Origin of the sequence: Mycobacterium sp. E787 (assembly GCF_001668725.1) — a bacterium.
In the GTDB taxonomy this organism is placed as follows: Bacteria; Actinomycetota; Actinomycetes; order Mycobacteriales; family Mycobacteriaceae; genus Mycobacterium.
On sequence record NZ_LZKL01000085.1, the window covers coordinates 80,556 to 102,739 of the forward strand.

Consider the following 22,184-nt stretch of genomic DNA (forward strand, 5'->3'; position numbering starts at 1 on the left):
ACCTGCCGGGGTTTCCGGCGTCTCGGTCCAGTATCCGGATCTTGTCGTACCCCCGTGATTGCATGCAGCCATGTCATACACCTGGGACGACGGGGCGCGTGCCGTGCTGGCGCCCGGTCTGCGCGGGCGGGTGCGTGTCCTGGGCGGGCCCGGCACCGGGAAGAGCAGCCTGCTGGTCGACGCGGCGGTCGCCCGGATCGGCGTCGGGGTCGAACCGGAATCGGTTCTGCTGCTTACCGGTTCCGGTCGGATCGGGGTCCGGGCCCGCAGCGCGTTGACGAGGGCGCTGCTGCGGTCGCGGTCCACCGGTCCCGGCCGCGCGGCGGTGCGCGAGCCGCTGGTGCGCACCGTGCACGGCTATGCGTACGCGGTGTTGCGGCGGGCAGCCGAGCGGGCCGGCGATGCGCCCCCGCGGCTGGTCACCAGCGCCGAACAGGACGCCATCATCCGGGAACTGCTGGCCGGTGACCTCGAGGACGGGACGCGCTCGGCCAGCGGGTGGCCGGCCCACCTGCGGCCCGCGCTGGCCACCGCCGGTTTCGCCACCGAGGTGCGAAACCTGTTGGCGCGCTGCGCGGAACGCGGCGTGGATCCGCAGGAACTGGAGCGGCTGGGCCGTCGGTGCGGGCGTCCGGAATGGACCGCGGCCGGCCGGTTCGCGCGCCAGTACGAGCAGGTGATGTTGCTGCGGGCGGCGGTCGGGACGGCGGCCCCGCAGGCGACGACGCCGGCGCTGGGTGCCGCCGAATTGGTGGGCGCCGCGCTGGAGGCCTTCGCGGTTGACCCGAAGCTGCTGGCGGCCGAACGCGCCCGGGTCCGCGTCCTGCTGATCGACGACGCCCAGCAACTCGACCCGCAGGCCGCCGGCCTGGTTCGGGCGCTGGCGGCGGGCACCGAGACGACGCTGATCGCCGGCGACCCCAACCAGGCCGTGTTCGGCTTCCGCGGCGGCGAGGGGTCCGGGCTGTTGGCCGACGATTCACCGTCGGTGACGCTGACGGTGTCGCATCGCTGCGCGCCGGCCGTGGCGCGCGCGGTCAGCGGCGTGGCGGGCCGGTTGCCGGGCGGCAGCGCGGGCAGACGCATCGACGGCACCGGGCCCGAGGAGGGATCCGTCGCGGTGCGCCTGGCGGCCTCGGCGCACGCCGAGGCGGCAATGATCGCCGACGCGTTGCGGCGCGCCCACCTGGTCGACGGCGTGCCGTGGTCGCAGATGGCCGTCATCGTCCGGTCGGTGCCGCGCGCCGGAGCGCGCTTGCCGCGCGCGCTCGCGGCCGCCGGCGTCCCGATCGCCGCGCCTTCATCGAGCGGGTCGTTGTCCGACGAGCCCGCGGCCCGGGCGCTGCTCACCGTGCTGGCGGCCACCGCCGGCGGGCTCGACGGCGACCTGGCCCTGGCGCTGCTGACCGGCCCCATCGGCCGCGTCGATCCGGTGTCGCTGCGGCAGCTACGCCGAACGCTGCAGCGCGCCAACCCCGATCGCGCGCCGGGCGATTTCGGCGGCCTGCTCGTCGAGGCCCTGCACGCCGACGCGCCGCTCCCCGGGCCGCAGTCCCGCGCGCTGCGGCGGGTGCGGGCGGTGCTGGACGCGGCCGCGCGCTGCGATCGCGACGGCCAGGATCCGCGCTACACCCTGTGGGCCGCCTGGCAGCGGTCCGGTCTGCAGCGCCGCTGGCTGTCGGCCGCCGAGCGCGGCGGCCCCGCCGGTGCCCAGGCCGCCAAGGACCTGGAGGCGGTGACCGCCCTGTTCGACATCACCGATCACTACGTGGCCCGCACCCCGGGCGCGTCGCTGCGCGGGCTCGTCGAGCACGTCGCGGCGCTGCAAGTGCCCGGCGCCAACACCGAGCCCGACTGCCGGGCCGAGCAGGTCAGGGTGCTCAGCGCGCACGCCGCGCTGGGACACGAATGGGACTTCGTGGTCATCGCCGGCCTGCAGGATGGATTGTGGCCCAACACCGTTCCGCGCGGTGGCGTGCTGCACACCCAGCGGCTGCTCGACGCTCTCGACGGTGTCAGCGGGGACGCCTCGGTGCGGGCGCCGCTGCTGGCCGAGGAGCGCAGGCTGCTGGTGGCCGCACTGGGCCGGGCGCGGCGCCGGTTGCTGGTGACGGCGGTGGACGGCGACGCGGGCGGGGCCGATGCGGAGGCCGCGCTGCCCTCGGCGTTCTTCTCCGAAATCGCGCAATGGGCCGACTGCGGCGATCCCGTTGCGGCGCAACCGGTCTCGGCACCGCGGGTGCTGTCCACGGCCGCCGTGGTGGGCCGGCTGCGCAGTGTCGTGTGTGCGCCCGCCGGCGCGGTCGACGATGCGGTCCGCCGTTGCGCCGCAACGCAATTGGCGCGGCTAGCCCAGGCCGGTGTCCCGGGTGCCGACCCGGCCGGCTGGCATGGCCTGCTGCCGGTCAGCACCGGTGCACCGCTGCGGGCGAGCGGCGAGCCCGTCACGCTGACCCCGTCGACCCTGCAGACGCTCAACGACTGCCCGCTGCGCTGGCTGGCCGAACGGCACGGGGGGAGCAGCCCACGGGAGCTGCGCTCCACCCTCGGCTCGGTGCTGCACGCGCTGATCGCCCAACCCGGCAAGACCGAATCCGAACTGCTGGCCGAGCTGGACCGCGCCTGGAGGCATCTGCCCTTCGAGGCGCGGTGGCACTCGGCCAACGAGCTGGCCCGGCATCGCGCGATGGTTCGAGCGTTCCTCGAGTGGCGGGCGCAGACCCGGGGCGAGCTCACCGAGGTCGGCGTCGAGGTGGGCGTCGACGGAACGCTCGGCACACCCCGCGAAGACGGCGGCGAGATCCGGCTGCGCGGGCGGGTCGACCGGCTGGAGCGCGACGCGGCCGGCCGGCTCGTCATCGTCGACGTCAAGACCGGCAAGACACCGGTCAGCAAGGACGATGCCCAGCAACACGCGCAGCTGGCGGCGTACCAGCTGGCGGTCGCCGAGGGCTTGATCGCCGGCGGCGACGAGCCCGGCGGGGCGCGGCTGGTGTACGTGGGCAAGGCGGGCGCCGGCGGTGCCATCGTGCGCGAGCAGGACCCGCTGACGGCGGCCGCCCGGGACGAATGGCGCGACCTGGTGCGCCACGCCGCCGACGCGACGGCCGGGCCGCAGTTCGTCGCCCGGCGCAATGACGGTTGCGCGCACTGCCCGATCCGGCCGTGCTGTCCCGCCCACGCCGACGGGACCACGCCGTGAACCCGCGCTACAGCCCCGCCGAATTGGCCTGCGCGCTCGGGCTTTTCCCGCCCACCGACGAACAGGCCGCCGTCATCGCGGCGCCACCGGGCCCGCTGGTCGTCATCGCCGGGGCCGGCGCCGGCAAGACCGAGACGATGGCCGCGCGGGTGGTGTGGCTCATCGCCAACGGCCACGCCGAGCCCGGCCAGGTGCTCGGGCTGACGTTCACCCGCAAGGCGGCCGGCCAGCTGCTGCGCCGCGTGCGCTCCCGGCTGGCCCGCCTGGCCGGCATCGGCCTGGGCGGCGCCGCCGCGGTCGAACCCGACGGCGCCCCCGCGGTCAGCACCTATCACGCCTTCGCGGGCGCGCTGTTGCGCGACCACGGCCTGCTGCTGCCCGTCGAGCCGGACACCCGGCTGCTCGGCGAAACCGAGCTGTGGCAGCTGGCCTTCGACGTGGTCAACGGATATGGCGGCGAGCTGCGCACCGACAAGACGCCGGCCGCGGTCACCTCGATGGTGCTGCGGCTGTGGGGCCAGCTGGCCGAGCACCTGGTGGACACCGGCCAGCTCCGCGATACCCACGTCGAGCTGGAACGGCTGATTCACGCCCTGCCGGCCGGTCCCTATCAGCGCGACCGCGGGCCCAGCCAGTGGCTGCTGCGCCTGCTGGCGGCCCAGACCGAGCGCGCCGAGTTGGTGCCGCTGCTCGACGCGCTGGGCGACCGGTTGCGCGCCACGAAGGCGATGGACTTCGGCATGCAGATGGCCTACGCCGCCCGGCTGGCGGTGGGCTTCCCCCGGGTGGGCGAGGAGCTGCGGAACCGCTACCGGGTGGTGCTGCTCGACGAGTACCAGGACACCGGGCACGCCCAGCGCATCGCGCTGTCGGCGCTGTTCGGCGGCGGGGTCGACGACGGGCTCGCGCTCACGGCCGTCGGGGATCCGATCCAGTCGATCTACGGCTGGCGCGGCGCCTCGGCGACGAACCTGCCGCGGTTCACCACCGACTTCCCCCGCGCCGACGGCACGCCCGCGCCGGTGCTGGAGCTGCGGACCAGCTGGCGCAACCCGCCCAGCGCCCTGCGGGTGGCCAACGCCGTGTCGGCGGAGGCGCGGCGGCGGTCGGTCGCGGTGCGCGCCTTGCGCTCCCGCCCGGACGCCCCGCCGGGCGCCGTCCGCTGCGCGTTGCTCGCCGACGTTCGGGCCGAACGCGAGTGGATCGCCGACCAGCTGCAGGGGCACTACCGCCGGGCCCGAGCCGACGGCGTCGCCCCGCCGACCGCCGCGGTGCTGGTACGCCGCAACGCCGACGCCGCACCCATCGCCGACGCGCTGCGCGCGCGGGGAGTCCCGGTCGAGGTGGTGGGTTTGGCGGGGCTGCTGTCGGTCCCCGAGGTCGCCGAGGTCGTGGCCATGCTGCGGCTGGTGGCCGACCCGACCGCCGGCGCGGCGGCGATGCGCGTGCTGACGGGCCCACGCTGGCGGCTCGGGGGACGGGATATCGCCGCGCTGTGGCAACGTGCGCTGGACCTGGCCGGGGGACGGACGGGCGCGGCGCCGTCGCCCGAGTCGATCGCGCTGGCCGCCGGCCCCGACTCCGACGGTGCGTGCCTGGCGGACGCGATCAGCGACCCCGGTCCGGCCGCCGCGTATTCGGCGGCGGGGTATCGACGCATCACGGCGCTGGCCGCCGAACTGTGCGCGCTGCGCGGGCATCTCGGCCATTCGCTGCCCAACCTGGTCGCCGAGGTGCGCCGCGTGCTGGGTGTCGACTGCGAGGTGCGCGCGGCGGCCGCCGTGGGGCAGCCGTGGACCGGGGCCGAACACCTCGACGCCTTCGCCGACGTCGTCGCGGGTTACGCCGAACGCACGATGGACGCCTCAGCGGTGGCATCGGTCGCCGGCCTGCTGGCCTACCTGGATGTCGCCGAGGCGGTGGAGAACGGCTTGCCGCCGGCCCCGCCGGCGGTGGCGCAAGACCGGGTCCAGGTGCTCACGGTGCACTCGGCGAAGGGCCTGGAGTGGCAGGTGGTCGCGGTGGCGCACCTGTCGGGCGGGGTCTTTCCGTCGACCGCGTCGCGCAGCACGTGGCTCACCGACGCCGGCGAGCTGCCGCCGCTGCTGCGCGGCGACCGTGCCTCGGCCGGCTCGCTGGGCATCCCGGTGCTGGACGTCTCCGACGTCACCAACCGGAAGCAGCTGTCCGACAAGGTCTTCGAGCATCGGCGCCAGCTCGAGCAGCGCCGTGTCGACGAGGAGCGCCGGCTGCTGTACGTGGCCATCACCCGCGCCGAGGACACCCTGCTGGTGTCCGGCCATCAGTGGGGATCCACGGGCGTCAAACCCCGGGGCCCGTCGGAATTCCTGTGCGAGCTCAAGGACGTCATCGACGGTTCGGCCGCCGACGGGGACCCCTGCGGCGTGGTGGAACAGTGGGCGCCCGCGCCCGCCGAGGGCGAGCGCAACCCCTTGCGCGACAACGTCATCGAGGCGACGTGGCCGACCGACCCGTTGGCCACGCGCCGCGGCGACGTCGAGGGCGGGGCGGCGCTGGTGGTCCGGGCCATGTCCGCCGACTTCGGCGAGTCCGTCGCCGACGCCGAGGGTCCCCCGCAAGCGGGAGGTGCCCCCAGGGACCCCGACGTCGATGCGTTACTGGCCGAGCGGGTGCGCTCGGAGCGCCGGCGCGCCCGCGCCCTGCCCAGTCAGGTGTCGGTCAGCGGGCTGGTCGACCTGGCGCGCGACCCGGCGGCCGCGGCGCAGCGGCTGGTGTACCGGCTGCCGACGCGCCCGGACCCCCACGCCTCCCTCGGCACGGCCTTCCACGCGTGGGTCCAGCGGTTCTACGGCGCGGACTCGCTGTTCGATCTCGGCGACCTGCCGGGCGCGGCGGATTCCGACCTCGGCGACACCTCGGAATTGACCGCGCTGCAGGCGACGTTCGCCGGATCGCGCTGGGCGTCGCGCACCCCGGTGGCCGTCGAGGTGCCGTTCGACATGCCGATCGGCGACACCGTCGTCCGCGGCCGCATCGACGCCGTGTTCGCCGACCCCGACGGTGGCGCCACCGTCGTGGACTGGAAGACCGGTGAGCCGCCGCGCGGGGCGGAAGCCCTGCGCCAGGCCGCCGTCCAGCTCGCCGTCTACCGGTTGGCCTGGTCCGCGCTGTCCGGGGTTCCGGAGTCGTTGGTGCGCACCGCCTTCTATTACGTACGCACCGGCGTCACGGTCACGCCCGATGAACTGCCCGAACCCGCCGAGCTGGCCGCGTTGCTCACCGGGCCGCCCGGCGGCGGCGCCGTCGCGGTGTGAGGTGCGCCGCTCGCGTCATGGGCCGCGCGCCACCGTGGTTACATAGGAGTCGTGCGTGTCTCGTGCGCTGGGTTCCGGCCGATGATGGAGCGCCGTGGGCAACGGTAGGGCCCGCAAATTGAGCGGTCTGGACGAGACACTGACCGCCCAGCCCGGTCATCAGCTGGTCGGCGTTCTGCGCATCCCCGAGAACCACGCCGGCCCCACCCGCGTCATCGCGCGCCGGGTCGCGATCGCGTTGCTGGTGCTGTTCGGCGCCGCCGTCATCGTCTACCTGGACGCCGGCGGCTACCGCGACCTGCGCGGCCAGCCGCTGACCTTCCTCGATTGCCTGTATTTCTCCGCGGTGTCGCTGTCGACGACGGGCTACGGCGACATCACCCCGTACACCGAAACGGCGCGGCTGGTTCACACCGTGATCTTCACGCCGCTGCGGATCGCGTTCCTGGCCGTGTTGGTCGGCACGACGCTCGAGGTGCTGTCGGAGCGGTCGCGGCAGGGGTGGAAGATCCAGCGTTGGAGGAGCAAAGTGCGCAACCACACCATCGTGATCGGCTACGGCACCAAGGGCAAAACGGCGGTCGCGGCCATCCTCGGCGACGAGGAGGCTCAGGGTGAGATCGTCGTCGTCGACACCGACGCGATCGCGCTCGAACACGCCGCCTCGGCCGGCCTGGTCACCGTCCGCGGCGACGCCACCAAGTCCGATGTGCTGCGGCTGGCGGGGGCGCAACACGCGGCGTCGATCGTCGTCGCCACCAGCCGCGACGACACCGCCGTGCTGGTCACGCTGACGGCGCGGGAGATCGCGCCGAAAGCCAAGATCGTGGCGTCGATCCGCGAGGCCGAGAACCAGCACCTGCTGGGGCAGTCCGGCGCCGACTCGGTGGTGGTCTCCTCCGAAACCGCCGGCCGGCTGCTCGGGCTTGCGACCACCACGCCGAGCGTCGTGGAGATGATCGAGGACCTGCTGACCCCCGACGCCGGCCTGGCGATCGCCGAACGAGAGGTCGAGCAGACCGAAATAGGGGGATCGCCAAGGCATTTGCGCGACATCGTGCTGGGCGTGGTGCGCGACGGCCACCTGTTGCGCATCGGCGCCCCCGAGGTGGACGCAATCGAGGCCAGCGACCGGCTGCTCTACATCCGCAACGCGGGGCACTGATGGCGATCGCGAGCGCGGCGGAGCCGGGCGAGGCGGGTCGCCGTCAATCGGATCCGGTGGCGATTGGGGAGTTTCGCCTGCGCGAGGTTCCGGTGCTGTCGCGCGTCGGCGCCGACCGCGCCGATCAGCTGCGCACCGACGTCGAGGCGGCGACCGCGGGCTGGCCGGACGCCGCGCTGTTGCGGGTGGATTCGCGCAACCAGGTGTTGGTCGCCGACGGCCGGGTGGTGCTCGGTAACGCGGCCACACTGGCCGACAAGCCGCCGCCGGAGGCGGTGTTCCTGGGCTGCATCGAAGGCGGCCGCCACGTCTGGGCGATCCGCGGCCCGCTGGAGGCGCCCGAGGATCCCGATGTGCAGGCCGAGGTGGTGAACCTGCGCAGCCTCGGCCGGATCTTCGACGACACCAGCAGCCAACTGGTGTCGTCGGCCCTCGCGCTGCTGAATTGGCATGACAGCGCGCGATTCAGCGCGACGGACGGCTCACCGACCAGACCTGCCCGTGGTGGCTGGTCGCGGGTCAACCCGGTCACGGGTCACGAGGAGTTCCCTCGCATCGACCCGGCGGTGATCTGCCTGGTGCACGACGGCGGCGACCGCGCGGTCCTGGCCCGCCAGGCGGTGTGGCCGGAGCGGATGTTCTCCCTGCTGGCCGGGTTCGTGGAGGCCGGCGAGTCCTTCGAGGTGTGCGTCGCCCGCGAGATCCGCGAGGAAATCGGCCTGACGGTGCGCGACGTGCGCTACCTGGGCAGTCAGCCCTGGCCGTTCCCGCGCTCGCTGATGGTCGGCTTCCACGCGGTGGCCGACCCGGACGAGGGGTTCTCGTTCAACGACGGTGAGATCGCCGAGGCGAGCTGGTTCACCCGCGACGAGGTGCGGGCGGCGCTGGACGCCGGCGACTGGAGCAGCGCGTCGAACTCCGAGGGGTCCAAACTGCTGTTGCCCGGCTCGATTTCGATCGCGCGGGTCATCATCGAATCCTGGGCCGCGCTCGACTGAGGCGCCCTAGCCCACTTCGGCGAGCTTCGCCTTGACCTGGGCCGCGCTCGGGTTGGTCAGCGTGGACCCGTCGGCGAACCTCACCGTCGGGACCGTCCGGTTGCCGCCGTTGACCGAGCCGACGAACTCCGCCGCGGCCCGGTCCTCCTCGATGTCGACCTCGTCGTAGGAGATCCCGTCGGACTTGAGCGCCGTCTTGAGCCGATGGCAGTAGCCGCACCAGGACGTCGTGTACATCGTGAGAGCGTTGGCCATAGCCCGCTCAACGTACCGCGGCGACGCGGAATTCCGCGGCGACCCGATTCACGCACGGCGCCACGGCGTGTTTGTCGGCCACTCCTGCTTTCATGGAAGCCAAGATGAAGCCCATGCCGCTGCTCGCCGACGCGCTGACCGCCGAGCTCGACGACGAGCAACGCGAGGCCGTGCTGGCGCCCCGGGGCCCGGTCTGCGTGCTGGCGGGCGCCGGGACGGGCAAGACCCGCACCATCACGCACCGGATCGCCCAGCTGGTCGCCGGCGGGCACGTGGCGGCGGGGCAGGTCCTGGCGGTCACCTTCACCCAGCGTGCCGCGGGGGAGATGCGGTCGCGGTTGCGCGCGCTCGCCCAGAGCGGGCACCCGGGTTCGGGTGCCGTGCAGGCCCTGACCTTCCACGCGGCCGCGCACCGCCAGCTGCGCTACTTCTGGCCGCGGGTGGTCGGCGACACCGGCTGGCAGCTGCTCGACAGCAAGTTCCCCGTCGTGGCCAGGGCCGCCGGCCGCAGCCGGCTCAACGTCAGCACCGACGACGTCCGCGACCTGGCCGGGGAGATCGAGTGGGCCAAGGCGTCGCTCATCGGCCCCGAGGAGTACGCGTCGGCGGTGGCCGACGCCGCCCGCGACGTCCCGATGGACGCCAAGCAGATCGCGGCCGTCTACTCCGCCTACGAGGCCCTCAAGGTGCGCGACGAGTCGATGGCGCTGCTCGACTTCGACGACCTGCTGCTGCACACCGCGGCCGCGATCGAGAACGACGCCGCCGTCGCCGAGGAGTTCCGCGACCGCTATCGCTGCTTCGTCGTCGACGAGTACCAGGACGTCACCCCGCTGCAGCAGCGCGTGCTCGCCGCCTGGCTCGGCGACCGCGACGACCTCACCGTCGTCGGCGACGCCAACCAGACCATCTACTCGTTCACCGGCGCCACGCCCCGGTTCCTGCTCGACTTCTCGCGTCGGTTCCCGGACGCCACGGTGGTGCGCCTGGAACGCGACTACCGCTCCACCCCGCAGGTCGTCTCCCTGGCCAATCAGGTGATCGCCGCGGCCCGCGGCCGCGTCGCCGGGAGCAAGCTGCAGCTGTCCGGGCAGCGCGCGCCGGGCCCGGCACCGTCGTTTCACGAGCACCCCGACGAAACCGCCGAGGCCGCCGCGGTCGCCAAGTCGATCGGCCGGCTGATCGAAGCCGGGACGCCGCCCGCCGAGATCGCGGTGCTGTACCGGGTCAACGCGCAATCCGAGGTCTACGAGGAGGCCCTGACCGAGGCGGGCATCACCTACCAGATCCGCGGCGGGGAGGGGTTTTTCAACCGGCAGGAGATCAAGCAGGCGCTGTTGGCGCTGCAGCGTGCGGCCGACCGGGGCGAAGAGGGCCCGCTCCCCGAGGTCGTCCGCGCGGTGCTGGAGCCGCTGGGCCTGACGGCCGAGGAACCGACCGGAACCCGGGCCCGGGATCGCTGGGAGGCGCTGTCCGGGCTGGCCGAGCTGGTCGACGACGAAGTGGCGCAGCGCCCGCAGCTCGACCTGGCCGGGCTGGTGGCCGAGCTGCGCCTGCGCGCCGACGCGCGCCACCCGCCGGTGGTCCAGGGCGTCACGCTGGCCTCGCTGCACGCGGCCAAGGGGCTCGAGTGGGACGCGGTGTTCCTGGTCGGATTGGCCGACGGCACGCTGCCCATCTCGCACGCGCTGGCGCACGGACCCGAAAGCGAGGCCGTCGAGGAGGAGCGCCGGCTGCTCTACGTCGGAATCACCAGGGCGCGAGTCCATTTGGCGCTGAGCTGGGCGCTGGCCCGCAGCCCGGGCGGGCGGCAGAGCCGCAAGCCGTCGCGGTTCCTCAACGGGATCGCCCCGCAGGCGCGCGCCGACGCCGCCCCGGCCAGGTCCCGTCGCAACAAGGGCACCGCGACGCGCTGCCGGATCTGCAACAACAACCTGACCACCCCGGCGGCCATCATGCTGCGGCGGTGTGAGACGTGCGCGGCCGACATCGACGAGGACTTGTTGTTGAGGCTCAAGGCCTGGCGGATGGACGTCGCCAAGGAACAGAAGGTGCCGGCCTACGTCGTCTTCACCGACAACACCCTGATCGCGATCGCCGAGCTGCTGCCCGCCGACGAAGCGGCCCTGATCGCGATCCCGGGCATCGGCTCGCGCAAGCTCGAACAGTACGGACCCGACGTGCTGGAGCTGGTCCGGGCGGCCCGCTGAGGGCGATTGCGCAGGTCAGAAATTCGGTTGTGCGGCCCGGCGGCTACCCTTTACCCTCGAAACCGCACACCGCTGCCGGCTGAGAGGAGGCTCGCCACGATGATCACGAACGCGTTCGGCGTAGGCGTGGCCTCCGCGGTGCCGGCTGAAGGTCTGCCCGAGGCCGCCTCCCATGCTGCCCATGCCGCCGCCAAGGCGGCAGCGGTGAAGCACCGCGTCGCCGCCGCGACCGACGCGTCCGTGGATTGGGGCCCCACCTAACCAGCCCCCTTTGATGGCCACGGACCCGAAGTCAGCAGGATCCGTGGCCATTGTTTTCGGGTCGAAAACCCGCCCTGGTCCGGATCACCACGAAGGACAACCATCCGACCAGGAAGCAGGTGAGCAGGACATGTCGGCATTGCCAGTCCGAAGACCGACGCTGCCGGAATTGCCTTGTCACGTCGACCATCCCGACCTGTGGTTCGCCGAGGCCCCGGCCGACCTCGAGCGCGCCAAGACGCTGTGCGCGCCCTGCCCGGTGCGCCGCCAGTGCCTGACCGCGGCGCTGGAACGGGCGGAACCCTGGGGTGTGTGGGGCGGCGAGATCTTCGAGCGCGGCGCGATCGTGAGCCGCAAACGCCCGCGCGGACGGCCCCGCAAAGACGCCGTCGCGGCCTAGAACGCAGGAGCGGCCTAGACCGCCGCGGTGTCGGGCTCGGCGAAACCGGGGATCAGTTCCTCCGACAGCGCCTTGATCGGCACGTGCGCGTCCAGCTGGCACAGGATGGCGGCGACCGAGGCGATGACCCGCATCGGTATCGCCAGCTTGGGCGGCAGGTCCATCTGCCGGGCCGTCTTGATCTGCGACACCGACCGGTCGATCTGCACCACGGTCATCTTCTGCAGCCACTTGCGGGTGTAGTGGAAGACGTCGACTTGGATGGGCTCGACGTACTGGCGCAGCATCTCGTCGATGTCGCGCACCGAGACCTGCTGGCCCTTCTGGATGAAGCCGACCTTCTCCATCGTCGGCAACAGCAGGTCGTAGTTCTTGTCGCGGGCCAACCGGATCGTCATCCCGAGCTCGACGGGATAGCCACCGGGCAGGGGCGCGACGGCGCCGAAGTCGATGACGCCCATCCGGCCGTCGGGCATCAGCATGAAGTTCCCCGGGTGGGCGTCGCCGTGCAGCATCTCCAGCCGGCGCGGGGCGTCGAAGGTGAGCTCGAGCAGGCGGGTGCCGATCAGGTCGCGCTGCTCGCGGGTTCCGTTGCGGATGATCTCCGCCATGTGGATCCCCTCGATCCACTCCTGGACCACGACCTTGGGCGAGCTGGCCACGACGTGCGGCACCAGGAAGTGCGGGCTGTCCTGATACGCCTTGGCGAACCGGCGCTGGTTGTCGGCCTCGAGCCGGTAGTCGAGTTCCATCTCGGTGCGCTCGACCAACTCGTCGACCACGCCCTGGACGTCGGCGCCCGGCGAAAGCTGCTTGAGCACGCCGACCATCCGCTGCATCGTCTTCAGGTCGGCGCGCAGCGCCTCGTCGGCGCCGGGGTACTGGATCTTCACGGCCACCTCGCGGCCGTCGGACCACACCGCCTTGTGTACCTGGCCGATGCTGGCCGACGCCACCGGGGTGTCGTCGAACGAACTGAACCGGTCCCGCCACTTGGTGCCGAGCTGCGCGTCGAGCACCCGGTGCACCTTCGCGGCGGGCAGCGGCGGCGCGTCCTTCTGCAGCTTGGTCAGCGCCTCGCGGTAGGGCTCGCCGTACTCCTCGGGGATGGCGGCCTCCATCACCGACAGGGCCTGGCCGACCTTCATCGCCCCGCCCTTGAGCTCACCCAGCACCGTGAACAGCTGGTTGGCGGCCTTCTCCAGCATCTCCGCCTGGACTTCGTCCTTCGACTTGCCCGTCAACCGCTTGCCGAAGCCGAGCGCCGCCCGGCCGGCGAAGCCGACGGGGATGCTGGCCAGCTTCGCGTTGCGCGCCGCGCGTCCGCGTTTGATGTCTGACACACATCCATCATCCACGACGGTCAGCGCGCGGGACCGGTGATCCGGACCATAGGTTGTCTTTGCACTTGGGAGACATAGGAGAAAAGACAGCAGAGGAGGCAAAGCCATGGCAGCAAAGCAAGCGCAGCACGACGCCGCCGACGCCTTGTTCAGGGCGATCATCGAAACCCTGGACAAGAACCGCAAGGACGGCACCCTCACCGCGGAGATCCTGGAGGAATTCGCCAGGGCCTACGCCGCGGTGTCGACGTGCGTTCCGGAACAGGGACGGCTCGGCTAGCACGAGCACAGCGGGTGCCTGGTCCATTGCCGCGCGACGATCGACCCGGCGTCGAGGTCGAACTCCAGCGTGGCGTTCAGGGCCGGCGGCGGCGCGGGATCGGGCACCGCCTGCTGCCCGCGCACCGCCGCGATCACGCGGTTCACCTGGCTGAGTGCCAGCGCCGCCGTCGCGAGCAGGGTGGCCCGGTCGGCCACCCCGACGGTGTCGCGCAGCTGGGCGGCGATGGCCGGCCACGAGGCGTCGCGGTCGCTGCGGTGCAGGTCGGCGCAGCCCAGGCAGCTGGTCTTGCCGGGAATGACGAGCGGGCCCACCAGGCCGGTGCCGTCTCGCACCCGCACCGGAAGGTGCGGGACGCCCCGGCTGTGCAGGTCGCGCACCATGCGCGGGTCGGCGACCAGGAAGTCCGACAGCACCACGAGGTCGACGGCCGCGGGTGACACGGCCGCGTGCGGCTGGCTGCTGTGCGCGATGCGCGCCCCCGAGCAGCGCAGCGCGTCGGCGAGCAGCTCGGACAGCGGCCCGCGGCCGTGGATGCGGATGGACGGCGACCGGCCGGGGGACTTCGCGGATTCGGTCGCCACACCCGCCGCGACCAGCTGGGCCACCATGTCGTTCAGCCCGTCGGCGGCCCGCAGGCCGCGCTCGGCGGCCCGTCGGCGCAACTCCGAGAGCGGCGTCGGCGATCGCATGGACCGCAGCAAGCCGGCCAGGTCCGCCGCGGTCAGCTCACCCGGTGGACGCACCAGCACGGCGCGGCGCGGATCCCAGCCGACCTGCACGGCACCATCGGGCCGCAGCAGCACCGGCATGGCGGGGTTCAGCGCGTACATCGACAGCGTGGCGGCCGACATGGGGTCAGACTGTGCCACGCCGGCGGCAACCGCCGTCCTCAGCTATCCACAGGCCCGCGCTTGGGCGGAAGGCATTTAACGGCAACCCAATGCGGCCTAGAATTTCTTTCTGTTCTGACGGTGGAGGACCGCCGGGCTAGTGACAACCAGGGGCTAGCTATAGGTGGACTGACATGTCGTCTGTGATCGCGGCGCCGGAGCTAATGATATCGGCGGCAACGGATTTGGCGACCATCGGCACGAACGTCGGCGCGGCCCGGACGGTGGCGGCGGCCCAGACCACGAGGCTGCTGGCCGGCGCCGGCGATGAGGTGTCGGTGGCCATCGCGGCGGTGTTCTCCGCCCATGGGGAGGGCTTTCAGGCGCTCGGCGCGCAGGCGGCGGCGTTTCACGATCAGTTTGTGCTGGCGCTGAGCGCGGGGGCGGGCTCCTACGCCGACGCGGAAGCCGCCAATGTTGCGGCGTTTGCGGCCAATCCGGCGCAAGCGGTCGTGCAGGATGTGCTCGGCCTGATCAATGCGCCCTTCCTGGCGCTGACCGGGCGCCCGTTGATCGGCAACGGTGCCAACGGCGCGCCGTTGAGCGGGGCAAACGGCGCACCCGGCGGGTGGCTGATCGGCGACGGCGGCAACGGCGGGTCAGGCGGGTCTGGGTTCGCTCCAGGTACCGGCCCCGGCGGCCCCGGCGGCAACGGCGGGGCCGGCGGGCTGCTTTGGGGCAACGGCGGCGCCGGCGGCCCCGGCGGCCACGGCGTTGGGGACCTCGGCGGCGTTGGCGGTCACGGCGGGCGCGCAGGGCTGATCGGCGTCGGCGGAGCCGGGGGCACCGGCACGGGCGGCAACAACGGCGGGAACGGCGGGGCCGGCGGGCTGCTGTGGGGCATCGGCGGTGCCGGGGGCACCGGCTCCGAGACAGAGTCGGCCATGACCGGGGCCGGTGGCGCCGGCGGGCCTGCCGGGCTGTTCGGCCACGGCGGTGCCGGTGGCGCCGGCGGGTTCGGCCAGGTCGGTGGCGGTGGTGGCACCGGCACCGTCGGTGGCACCGGCGGCACCGGTGGTGCCGGCGGCATGCTGTTCGGCGCCGGTGGCACCGGCGGGGCCGGTGGGTTCGGTGCCACCGGTCCCCTCGGTACCGGCCTCAGCGGCAACGGCGGCGCCGGCGGGGCTGCCGGGCTCTTCGGCGACGGCGGCACCGGCGGCGCCGGCGGAGCAAGCACTGCTCACAACGGCGGCGCCGGCGGGAGTGGCGGCAACGGCGGTTTCCTCAATGGTGTCGGTGGCGCCGGTGGCGCCGGCGGCTTCGGCCTCATCGGCGGGACCGGCGGGGCCGGCGGGGCTGGCGGCACGCTGTCCGGTTCCGGTGGCGCCGGCGGCATCGGCGGGTTCGGCACCACCAGCGGCGGGGGTAATGGCGGAGGCGGCGGCAACGCCGGCATCGTCTTCGGCTTCGGTGGCGCCGGCGGCACCGGCGGCGATACCGCAGGCGGTCCCGGCGGCACCGGCGGCACCGGCGGCATCTCCGGGCTGATCGGCAACGGCGGCAACGGCGGCAACGGCGGCAACAGCGCCGCGCTCCTCATCGCAGCCGGCGGCGCCGGCGGCAAAGCGCGGTTATTCGGCGCGAATGGGTTGCCCGGGTCGGAGGGTTGACCCACAGCGCCGCTATCACGAGGTGACGACGATCGATTTCTGCCCGACTTTCCAGGCGGTCATGAATCTTTTGATGCTGACCTTGGTGTTGGCGTGATCGGCGTACGGGTCGTTGAGGTGCACGGTCTCGGTGTTCGTGTCGACCCCGGTGACGACGAGCAAGTGGTCGGGCGCGGTGCGCTGGTCGTCGCTGTCCAAGATCGTTCCGCCGTTGACCCACGCGATCACCTTGCGGTTGGCGCCGAGGTACTGCTCCAGGGCCGGCAGCCCGGTCTGGTCGGGCTGCGTGTCGTAGATCATCCGCGACTTGATGCCGTAGTGCTCGAGCAGCACGACGGTGTCGGCCATGTCGATGCCGCCGGCATCGGTTTCGTGGCCGGGGTCGCCGGTGGGAAGGTAGATCGGACCATCACGGATCACCGAGGGTGTGTTCTGTGCCAGCTTGATGATCTGCTTCTCCGTCGGAGCGTTGCCCGTGACCTCACCCACCACGTCGGCCACCGACGCCAGCCCGCAGGTGTCCTCGAGCGACTGCTGCACCCAATATTTGGCCGCCGCCTCCGGGTCGCCGTATACGCCGTCGGCGGCCGGCCGCGCGGTCGCCGACGGGCTGCCGGAGGCGCCGCCGGTGGCGCGCATCGGCGGGGGCGCCGGGCCGCACGCCGCTACCGATGAAACGCCGGCGGTCGCGATGCAGGCCGCCGCCAGGGCGGTGCGCACCGCGGTGGCGATCCGGAGGTTGACCATGTTCGCTCGCAAAGACCGGCCCGACAATCGGTTGGTCGCAAAGTAGCACTTCAGCGGGCGGCCGGGGCCCAATCAGACATGATTCCAGCAGGACGGGTGAACGCGGCTCAGTTGTCCGCGCCGCCGCCGGCCGAGTCGTCGGTGCCGGAGTCTTCGAGCCGCGCGATGGCCTCGTCGATGCCGCTGGTGTCCCCGCCGATGACGCGGTCGATGAAGCCGGCCGGCTCGTCGAGGTCGTCGGCGCCGGGCAACAGGTCCGGGTGCTGCCAGACGGCGTCGCGGGCGTCCGCGCCGACGGCCTCGGTCAGCCGCTCCCACAGCGCCGCGGCCTCCCGCAGCTTGCGCGGCCGCAGCTCGAGGCCGACGAGCGTCGCGAAGGTCTGCTCGGCCGGCCCGCCGCTGGCCCGGCGCCGGCGTAGCGTCTCGCTGAGCGCGGCCGTGCCCGGGATCCGATCGCCCAGGGCCGCGGTGACCACCACCTGCACCCAGCCGTCGATCAGCGCCAGCAGGGTCTCGAGCCGCTCCAGCGCCTGCTGCTGTTCCGGCGTCGCCTTCGGCTCGAAAACCCCCTGGCCGAGCAGGCTCTCGATGGCCGCGGGATCGGACAGCGACGCCGGGTTGAAGTCGCGTGCAAGCTCCTCGATCCCGCTCATGTCGATCTTCATGCCCCGGGCGTAGGCCTCGACCGCCCCCAGCAACTGGCTGGACAGCCACGGCACGTGGCTGAACAGCCGGTGGTGGGCGGCCTCGCGCGCGGCCAGGAACGTCAGGATCTCGCTGCGCGGCTGCTCGAGCCCGGCGGCGAACGATTCGAGCGCGTCGGGCAGGATCGCGGCGACCCCCTTGGGGCCGAGCGGCAGGCCGATGTCGGTCGAGGTCAGCACCTCACGCGACAGCCGGCCCAGCGCCTGGCCCAGCTGCGAGCCGAAGGCCATGCCGCCCATCTGCGACATCATCGCCATCAGCGGACCCGCCATGGTTTTGGCCTCTTCGGGCAGCGACGACGACCACACCGTGGCGATCTGCTCGGCCATCGGATCGCACAGCCGCTTCCAGGTCTGCATCGTGTTGTCGACCCAGTCGGTCGGGCTCCAGCCCACCGCCTTGGACGTGCCCGCGGGCAGCGCCGTCGCGCCGTCCAGCCAGGTTTCGGCGAGGTGGACGGCGTCGGCGATCGCCTTGCTCGTCGAGGCGGGAATGGGCGCGACGAACCCGATCGAGTTGGACGCGACGCGCCGCGCCAGCTCGTAGTTGACCGGTCCCGACGCCTCGCCGCCGGTCGCGACGCTGCCCGCGCTGCTGAACATCTGGCCCAACTGGGTGAAGATCTGGCCCAGGTCGCCCATGCCGAAGTCCCCGCCCAGGCCGAAGGCACCCAGCGGGTCGGAGCCCCCCGAGCCGGAATCGGGATCTTTCTTCCCGTGCTTCTCGTGCTCCGGGTCCTCGCCGGAGGAGAAGCCGAAAGGCAGGTCAGGCATACCGCTAACGGTACTCACCGCCGGGGCGCCACGGGGTATCCCGGGTCACGCTCGTAGCTGAACGTCCCGGCGCTGGCTCCGGCTAGGGTAAGCGGCGTGAACAGGCGGATTCTGACCCTGATCGTCGCGCTGGTGCCGATCATCGTGTTCGGCGTGCTGCTCGCGGTGGTGACGGTGCCGTTCGTGTCGCTGGGGCCGGGCCCGACGTTCGACACCCTCGGCGAGGTCGACGGCAAGCAGGTGGTCGCCATCCAGGGCGCCGTGACACACCCGACGACCGGCCACCTGAACATGACGACGGTGTCCCAGCGCGACGAGCTGAGCCTAGGCGAAGCGCTGACGCTGTGGCTGTCGGGACAGGAACAGCTGATTCCGCGCGACCTCGTCTACCCCCCGGGCAAGTCGCGGGAGGACGTCGACAAGGCCAACAACGCCGACTTCAAGAACTCCGAGGACAGCGCCGAATACGCGGCCCTGGGGTACCTGAAGTACCCGGCCGCGGTGACGGTCGCGACGGTCACCGACCCCGGGCCGTCGGCGGGCAAGCTGAAATCCGGTGACGCCATCGACGCGGTCGACGGCAAACCGGTGGCCAACGTCGAGCAGTTCACGGGATTCCTGAAGAACACCAAACCCGGCCAGGTGGTGACGATCGACTACCGCCGCAAGAACGACGCGGCCGCCCCCATCGGCACCACGCAGATCACGCTGGGCACCAACAAGGATCGTGACTACGGCTTCATGGGTGTGGCGGTGCTCGACGCGCCCTGGGCGCCGTTCGTCATCGACTTCAACCTCGCCAACGTGGGCGGCCCGTCGGCCGGGCTGATGTTCAGCCTCGCGGTCGTCGACAAGCTCACCACCGGCGATCTGGCCGGCTCGAAGTTCATCGCGGGAACCGGCACCATCTCCGTCGACGGCAAGGTGGGCCAGATCGGCGGCATCACGCACAAGATGGTCGCCGCGCACGCGGCCGGGGCCACGGTGTTCCTGGTGCCGGCCAAGAATTGCTACGAGGCGACCTCGGACAACCCGTCCGGGTTGCGCTTGGTGAAGGTGGAGACGCTCGGCCAGGCGGTGGACGCGCTGCACACGATCACGTCGGGCGGTCAGCCGCCCAGTTGCTAGCCCCCCGGGCGGCCGCGCGCGATGCGTACAGTTGTGAGCTAGAAATCTCGGGAATCTCTTGAGCCCGGCCAGATCGATCAGGGAGCGTAGCCAGTGGGGATGCGGCCCACCGCACGGATGCCGAAGCTGACTCGGCGCAGCCGGATTCTGATCCTGATCGCACTGGGTGTGATCGTTTTGCTGCTCGCCGGCCCACGCCTGATCGACGCCTACGTCGACTGGCTGTGGTTCGGTGAGCTCGGCTATCGCGCGGTGTTCACCACGGTGCTGGTCACCCGCATCGTGGTCTTTCTGGTCGCCGGCCTGCTGGTCGGCGGCATCGTGTTCGCCGGGCTCGCCGTGGCCTACCGCACCCGGCCCGTGTTCGTCCCCAGCAACAACAACGATCCCGTGGCGCGGTATCGCGCCGTCGTGGTGTCGCGGCTGCGGGTGGTGGGCATCGGAATCCCGGTCGCGGTCGGCCTGCTGGCCGGCATCATCGCGCAGAGCTACTGGGTGCGGGTCCAGCTGTTCCTGCACGGCGGGACCTTCGGTATCAGGGACCCCCAGTTCGGCAAGGACCTCGGCTTCTACGCGTTCGAGCTCCCGTTCTACCGGCTGCTGCTCAGCTACATGTTCGTGGCGGTGTTTCTGGCGTTCCTCGCGAACCTGCTGTCGCACTACATCTTCGGCGGCATCCGGCTGTCCGGCCGCACCGGCGCGCTGAGCCGCTCGGCGCGCATCCAGCTGGTGACCCTGGTCGGAATCCTGGTGCTGCTCAAGGCCGTCGCCTATTGGCTGGACCGGTACGAGCTGTTGTCGCACACCCGCGGCGGCAAGCCGTTCACCGGCGCCGGGTACACCGACATCAACGCGGTGCTGCCGGCGAAGCTGATCCTGATGGCGATCGCGGTGATCTGCGCCGCCGCGGTGTTCTCCGCGATCACCCTGCGCGACTTGCGGATTCCGGCCATCGGCCTGGTGCTGTTGCTGCTGTCGTCACTGATCGTGGGCGCCGGGTGGCCGTTGATCGTCGAGCAGATCAGCGTCAGGCCCAACGCGGCGCAGAAGGAAAGCGAATACATCAGCCGCAGCATCGCCGCGACGCGGCAGGCCTACGGCCTGACGTCCGACCAGGTGAGCTACCGCAACTACACCGGCGACGGGCAGGCCACCGCCCAGCAGGTCGCCGCCGACCGGGCCACCACCTCCAACATCCGGCTGCTGGACCCCACGATCGTCAGCCCGGCGTTCACGCAGTTTCAGCAGGGCAAGAACTTCTACTACTTCCCCGACCAGCTGTCCATCGACCGCTACCTGGATCGCAACGGCGCGCTGCGCGACTATGTCGTCGCCGCAAGGGAACTCAACCCCGACCGGCTGATCGACAATCAGCGGGACTGGATCAACCGGCACACCGTCTACACCCACGGCAACGGTTTCATCGCGTCGCCGGCCAACACGGTGCGCGGAATCGCCAACGACCCCAACCAGAACGGCGGCTACCCCGAATTCCTCGCCAACGTCGTCGGCGCCAACGGCAGCATCGTGTCCGACGGGCCGGCGCCGCTGGACCAGCCGCGCATCTATTACGGGCCCGTCATCTCCAACACCTCCGCCGACTACGCGATCGTCGGGCGCAACGGCAACGACCGCGAATACGACTACGAAACCAGCACCGAGACCAAGAACTACACCTACACCGGGCTCGGGGGCGTCCCGGTCGGCGACTGGTTGTCCCGCAGCGTCTTCGCCGCCAAGTTCGCCGAGCGAAACTTCTTGTTCTCCAACGTGATCGGCGCAAACAGCAAGATCCTGTTCAACCGTGATCCCGCGCGGCGGGTGGAGGCGGTGGCGCCGTGGCTGACGACCGACAGCTCGGTGTACCCGGCGATCGTCAACAAGCGGCTGGTGTGGATCATCGACGGCTACACCACGCTGGACAACTACCCGTATTCCGAATTGACCTCCCTGGAATCGGCCACCGCCGACTCCACCGAGGTGGCGTTCAACCGGCTGGCGCCCGACAAGCAGGTGTCCTACATCCGAAACTCGGTGAAGGCCACCGTGGATGCCTACGACGGCACCGTCACGCTCTACCAGCAGGACGAGCAGGATCCGGTGCTGAAAGCCTGGATGCAGGTGTTCCCCGGCACTGTCAAGCCGAAGAGCGACATCACCCCCGAGCTCGCCGAGCATCTGCGCTACCCCGAAGACCTGTTCAAGGTGCAGCGGATGCTGCTGGCCAAGTACCACGTCAACGACCCGGTGACCTTCTTCTCCACGTCGGATTTCTGGGACGTGCCGCTGGATCCCAACCCCACCGCCAGCAGCTATCAGCCGCCCTACTACATCGTCGCGAAAAACATTGCGAAGAACGATAATTCGGCGTCATACCAGTTGATCAGCGCGATGAACAGGTTCAAGCGCGACTATCTGGCGGCCTACATCAGCGCCAGTTCGGACCCGGCGACGTACGGCAGGATCACCGTGCTGACCATCCCGGGTCAGGTCAACGGCCCGAAGCTGGCCAACAACGCGATCACCACCGACCCGGCGGTGTCCCAGGACCTGGGCGTGATCGGGCGCGACAACCAGAACCGGATCCGGTGGGGCAACCTGCTCACCCTGCCGGTGGGCCAGGGCGGCCTGCTCTACGTCGAACCCGTCTACGCCTCGCCGGGGGCCAGCGACGCCGCGTCGTCGTACCCGCGGCTGATCCGGGTGGCCATGATGTACAACGACAAGATCGGTTACGGCCCCACGGTGGGCGACGCCCTCAACGGGCTGTTCGGACCCGGCGCCGGCGCGACCGCGACGGGGATCCAGCCCACCGAGCCGGGCGCGGCGCCGATCCCGCCGGCCAGCCCGCCCAGCCCCGGCGCCCCACCGGATCCGGTTCTGGTTGTCGCGCCCGATCACGCCCAGGTCCTGGGACC

Annotated in this window: 16 protein-coding genes; 11 read left to right on the top strand and 5 right to left on the bottom strand. The window is 71.7% G+C overall.

The window, feature by feature from the left end:
- Positions 1–70 precede the first annotated feature (70 nt).
- The 4 genes from A5705_RS16925 (at position 71) to nudC (ending at position 8,661) form a co-directional block, all read left to right on the top strand.
- Positions 71–3,202, top strand: coding sequence for an ATP-dependent DNA helicase (locus A5705_RS16925; RefSeq protein ID WP_068278722.1), 3,132 nt, complete (start codon positions 71–73; stop codon positions 3,200–3,202).
- Positions 3,169–6,498, top strand: a complete 3,330-nt coding sequence (locus A5705_RS16930; RefSeq protein WP_369829606.1) for an ATP-dependent helicase — start codon at positions 3,169–3,171, stop codon at positions 6,496–6,498. The genes A5705_RS16925 and A5705_RS16930 overlap by 34 nt, the downstream gene beginning before the upstream one ends.
- A 94-nt stretch (positions 6,499–6,592) precedes the next feature.
- Positions 6,593–7,663: a TrkA family potassium uptake protein gene (locus A5705_RS16935; protein WP_067883087.1), complete on the top strand. Its 1,071-nt coding sequence runs from the start codon at positions 6,593–6,595 to the stop codon at positions 7,661–7,663.
- A 56-nt stretch (positions 7,664–7,719) separates the two neighbouring features.
- On the top strand, positions 7,720–8,661 hold the full coding sequence (nudC, locus tag A5705_RS16940) for an NAD(+) diphosphatase (RefSeq protein ID WP_068278742.1): 942 nt from the start codon (positions 7,720–7,722) through the stop codon (positions 8,659–8,661).
- A gap of 6 nt (positions 8,662–8,667) precedes the next feature.
- Here nudC and mrx1 read toward each other — a convergent pair whose 3' ends face one another.
- Positions 8,668–8,916, bottom strand: coding sequence for a mycoredoxin Mrx1 (gene mrx1, locus A5705_RS16945; protein ID WP_067883088.1), 249 nt, complete (start codon positions 8,914–8,916; stop codon positions 8,668–8,670).
- Between the two features lie 113 nt (positions 8,917–9,029).
- Between mrx1 and A5705_RS16950 the strand changes: the two genes are divergently transcribed.
- The 3 genes from A5705_RS16950 to A5705_RS16955 all read left to right on the top strand — a co-directional run bounded on the left by A5705_RS16950 (position 9,030) and on the right by A5705_RS16955 (position 11,787).
- Complete coding sequence (locus tag A5705_RS16950; protein ID WP_197517051.1) at positions 9,030–11,126, top strand: ATP-dependent DNA helicase UvrD2; 2,097 nt, start codon at positions 9,030–9,032, stop codon at positions 11,124–11,126.
- 99 nt (positions 11,127–11,225) lie between these two features.
- Positions 11,226–11,387, top strand: a complete 162-nt coding sequence (locus tag A5705_RS28650; RefSeq protein WP_231964549.1) for a hypothetical protein — start codon at positions 11,226–11,228, stop codon at positions 11,385–11,387.
- Positions 11,388–11,517: 130 nt separating this feature from the next.
- Positions 11,518–11,787 carry a WhiB family transcriptional regulator gene (locus A5705_RS16955; RefSeq protein WP_068278724.1) on the top strand — a complete coding sequence of 90 codons (270 nt, stop codon included), beginning with the start codon at positions 11,518–11,520 and terminating at the stop codon, positions 11,785–11,787.
- Positions 11,788–11,801: 14 nt separating this feature from the next.
- Here A5705_RS16955 and A5705_RS16960 read toward each other — a convergent pair whose 3' ends face one another.
- Positions 11,802–13,145, bottom strand: a complete 1,344-nt coding sequence (locus A5705_RS16960; protein WP_067883090.1) for an AarF/ABC1/UbiB kinase family protein — start codon at positions 13,143–13,145, stop codon at positions 11,802–11,804.
- 91 nt (positions 13,146–13,236) lie between these two features.
- Between A5705_RS16960 and A5705_RS28190 the strand changes: the two genes are divergently transcribed.
- Complete coding sequence (locus A5705_RS28190; protein ID WP_197517048.1) at positions 13,237–13,410, top strand: hypothetical protein; 174 nt, start codon at positions 13,237–13,239, stop codon at positions 13,408–13,410.
- Here the strand turns inward: A5705_RS28190 and A5705_RS16965 are convergent.
- Positions 13,407–14,264: a cyclodehydratase gene (locus tag A5705_RS16965; RefSeq protein ID WP_067883091.1), complete on the bottom strand. Its 858-nt coding sequence runs from the start codon at positions 14,262–14,264 to the stop codon at positions 13,407–13,409. The genes A5705_RS28190 and A5705_RS16965 overlap by 4 nt on opposite strands.
- Positions 14,265–14,437: 173 nt before the next feature.
- Here A5705_RS16965 and A5705_RS16970 point away from each other — a divergent pair, with 173 nt between their 5' ends.
- A complete protein-coding gene (locus A5705_RS16970; protein ID WP_082956518.1) occupies positions 14,438–15,913 on the top strand; it encodes a PE family protein in 1,476 nt (491 codons plus the stop codon).
- A 15-nt stretch (positions 15,914–15,928) separates the two neighbouring features.
- Here A5705_RS16970 and A5705_RS16975 read toward each other — a convergent pair whose 3' ends face one another.
- Positions 15,929–16,660: a C39 family peptidase gene (locus A5705_RS16975; protein WP_068278728.1), complete on the bottom strand. Its 732-nt coding sequence runs from the start codon at positions 16,658–16,660 to the stop codon at positions 15,929–15,931.
- 107 nt (positions 16,661–16,767) lie between these two features.
- Positions 16,768–18,156 carry a zinc-dependent metalloprotease gene (locus A5705_RS16980; RefSeq protein ID WP_197521291.1) on the bottom strand — a complete coding sequence of 463 codons (1,389 nt, stop codon included), beginning with the start codon at positions 18,154–18,156 and terminating at the stop codon, positions 16,768–16,770.
- 78 nt (positions 18,157–18,234) lie between these two features.
- Between A5705_RS16980 and A5705_RS16985 the strand changes: the two genes are divergently transcribed.
- Together A5705_RS16985 and A5705_RS16990 are read left to right on the top strand one after the other, a co-directional pair.
- Positions 18,235–19,266, top strand: coding sequence for a PDZ domain-containing protein (locus tag A5705_RS16985; RefSeq protein ID WP_067883095.1), 1,032 nt, complete (start codon positions 18,235–18,237; stop codon positions 19,264–19,266).
- A 93-nt stretch (positions 19,267–19,359) separates the two neighbouring features.
- A partial coding sequence (locus tag A5705_RS16990; RefSeq protein WP_068278743.1) for a UPF0182 family protein occupies positions 19,360–22,184 on the top strand: 2,825 nt, incomplete at its 3' end.

Excerpts from the sequence above, each read along its gene's own strand:
- A5705_RS16925 (WP_068278722.1), top strand. The coding sequence starts at position 71 with ATGTCATACACCTGGGACGACGGGGCGCGTGCCGTGCTGGCGCCCGGT.
- mrx1 (WP_067883088.1), bottom strand. The coding sequence starts at position 8,916 with ATGGCCAACGCTCTCACGATGTACACGACGTCCTGGTGCGGCTACTGC.
- A5705_RS16950 (WP_197517051.1), top strand. The coding sequence starts at position 9,030 with ATGCCGCTGCTCGCCGACGCGCTGACCGCCGAGCTCGACGACGAGCAA.
- A5705_RS28650 (WP_231964549.1), top strand. The coding sequence starts at position 11,226 with ATGATCACGAACGCGTTCGGCGTAGGCGTGGCCTCCGCGGTGCCGGCT.
- A5705_RS16955 (WP_068278724.1), top strand. The coding sequence starts at position 11,518 with ATGTCGGCATTGCCAGTCCGAAGACCGACGCTGCCGGAATTGCCTTGT.
- A5705_RS28190 (WP_197517048.1), top strand. The coding sequence starts at position 13,237 with ATGGCAGCAAAGCAAGCGCAGCACGACGCCGCCGACGCCTTGTTCAGG.
- A5705_RS16965 (WP_067883091.1), bottom strand. The coding sequence starts at position 14,264 with ATGTCGGCCGCCACGCTGTCGATGTACGCGCTGAACCCCGCCATGCCG.
- A5705_RS16970 (WP_082956518.1), top strand. The coding sequence starts at position 14,438 with ATGTCGTCTGTGATCGCGGCGCCGGAGCTAATGATATCGGCGGCAACG.
- A5705_RS16975 (WP_068278728.1), bottom strand. The coding sequence starts at position 16,660 with ATGGTCAACCTCCGGATCGCCACCGCGGTGCGCACCGCCCTGGCGGCG.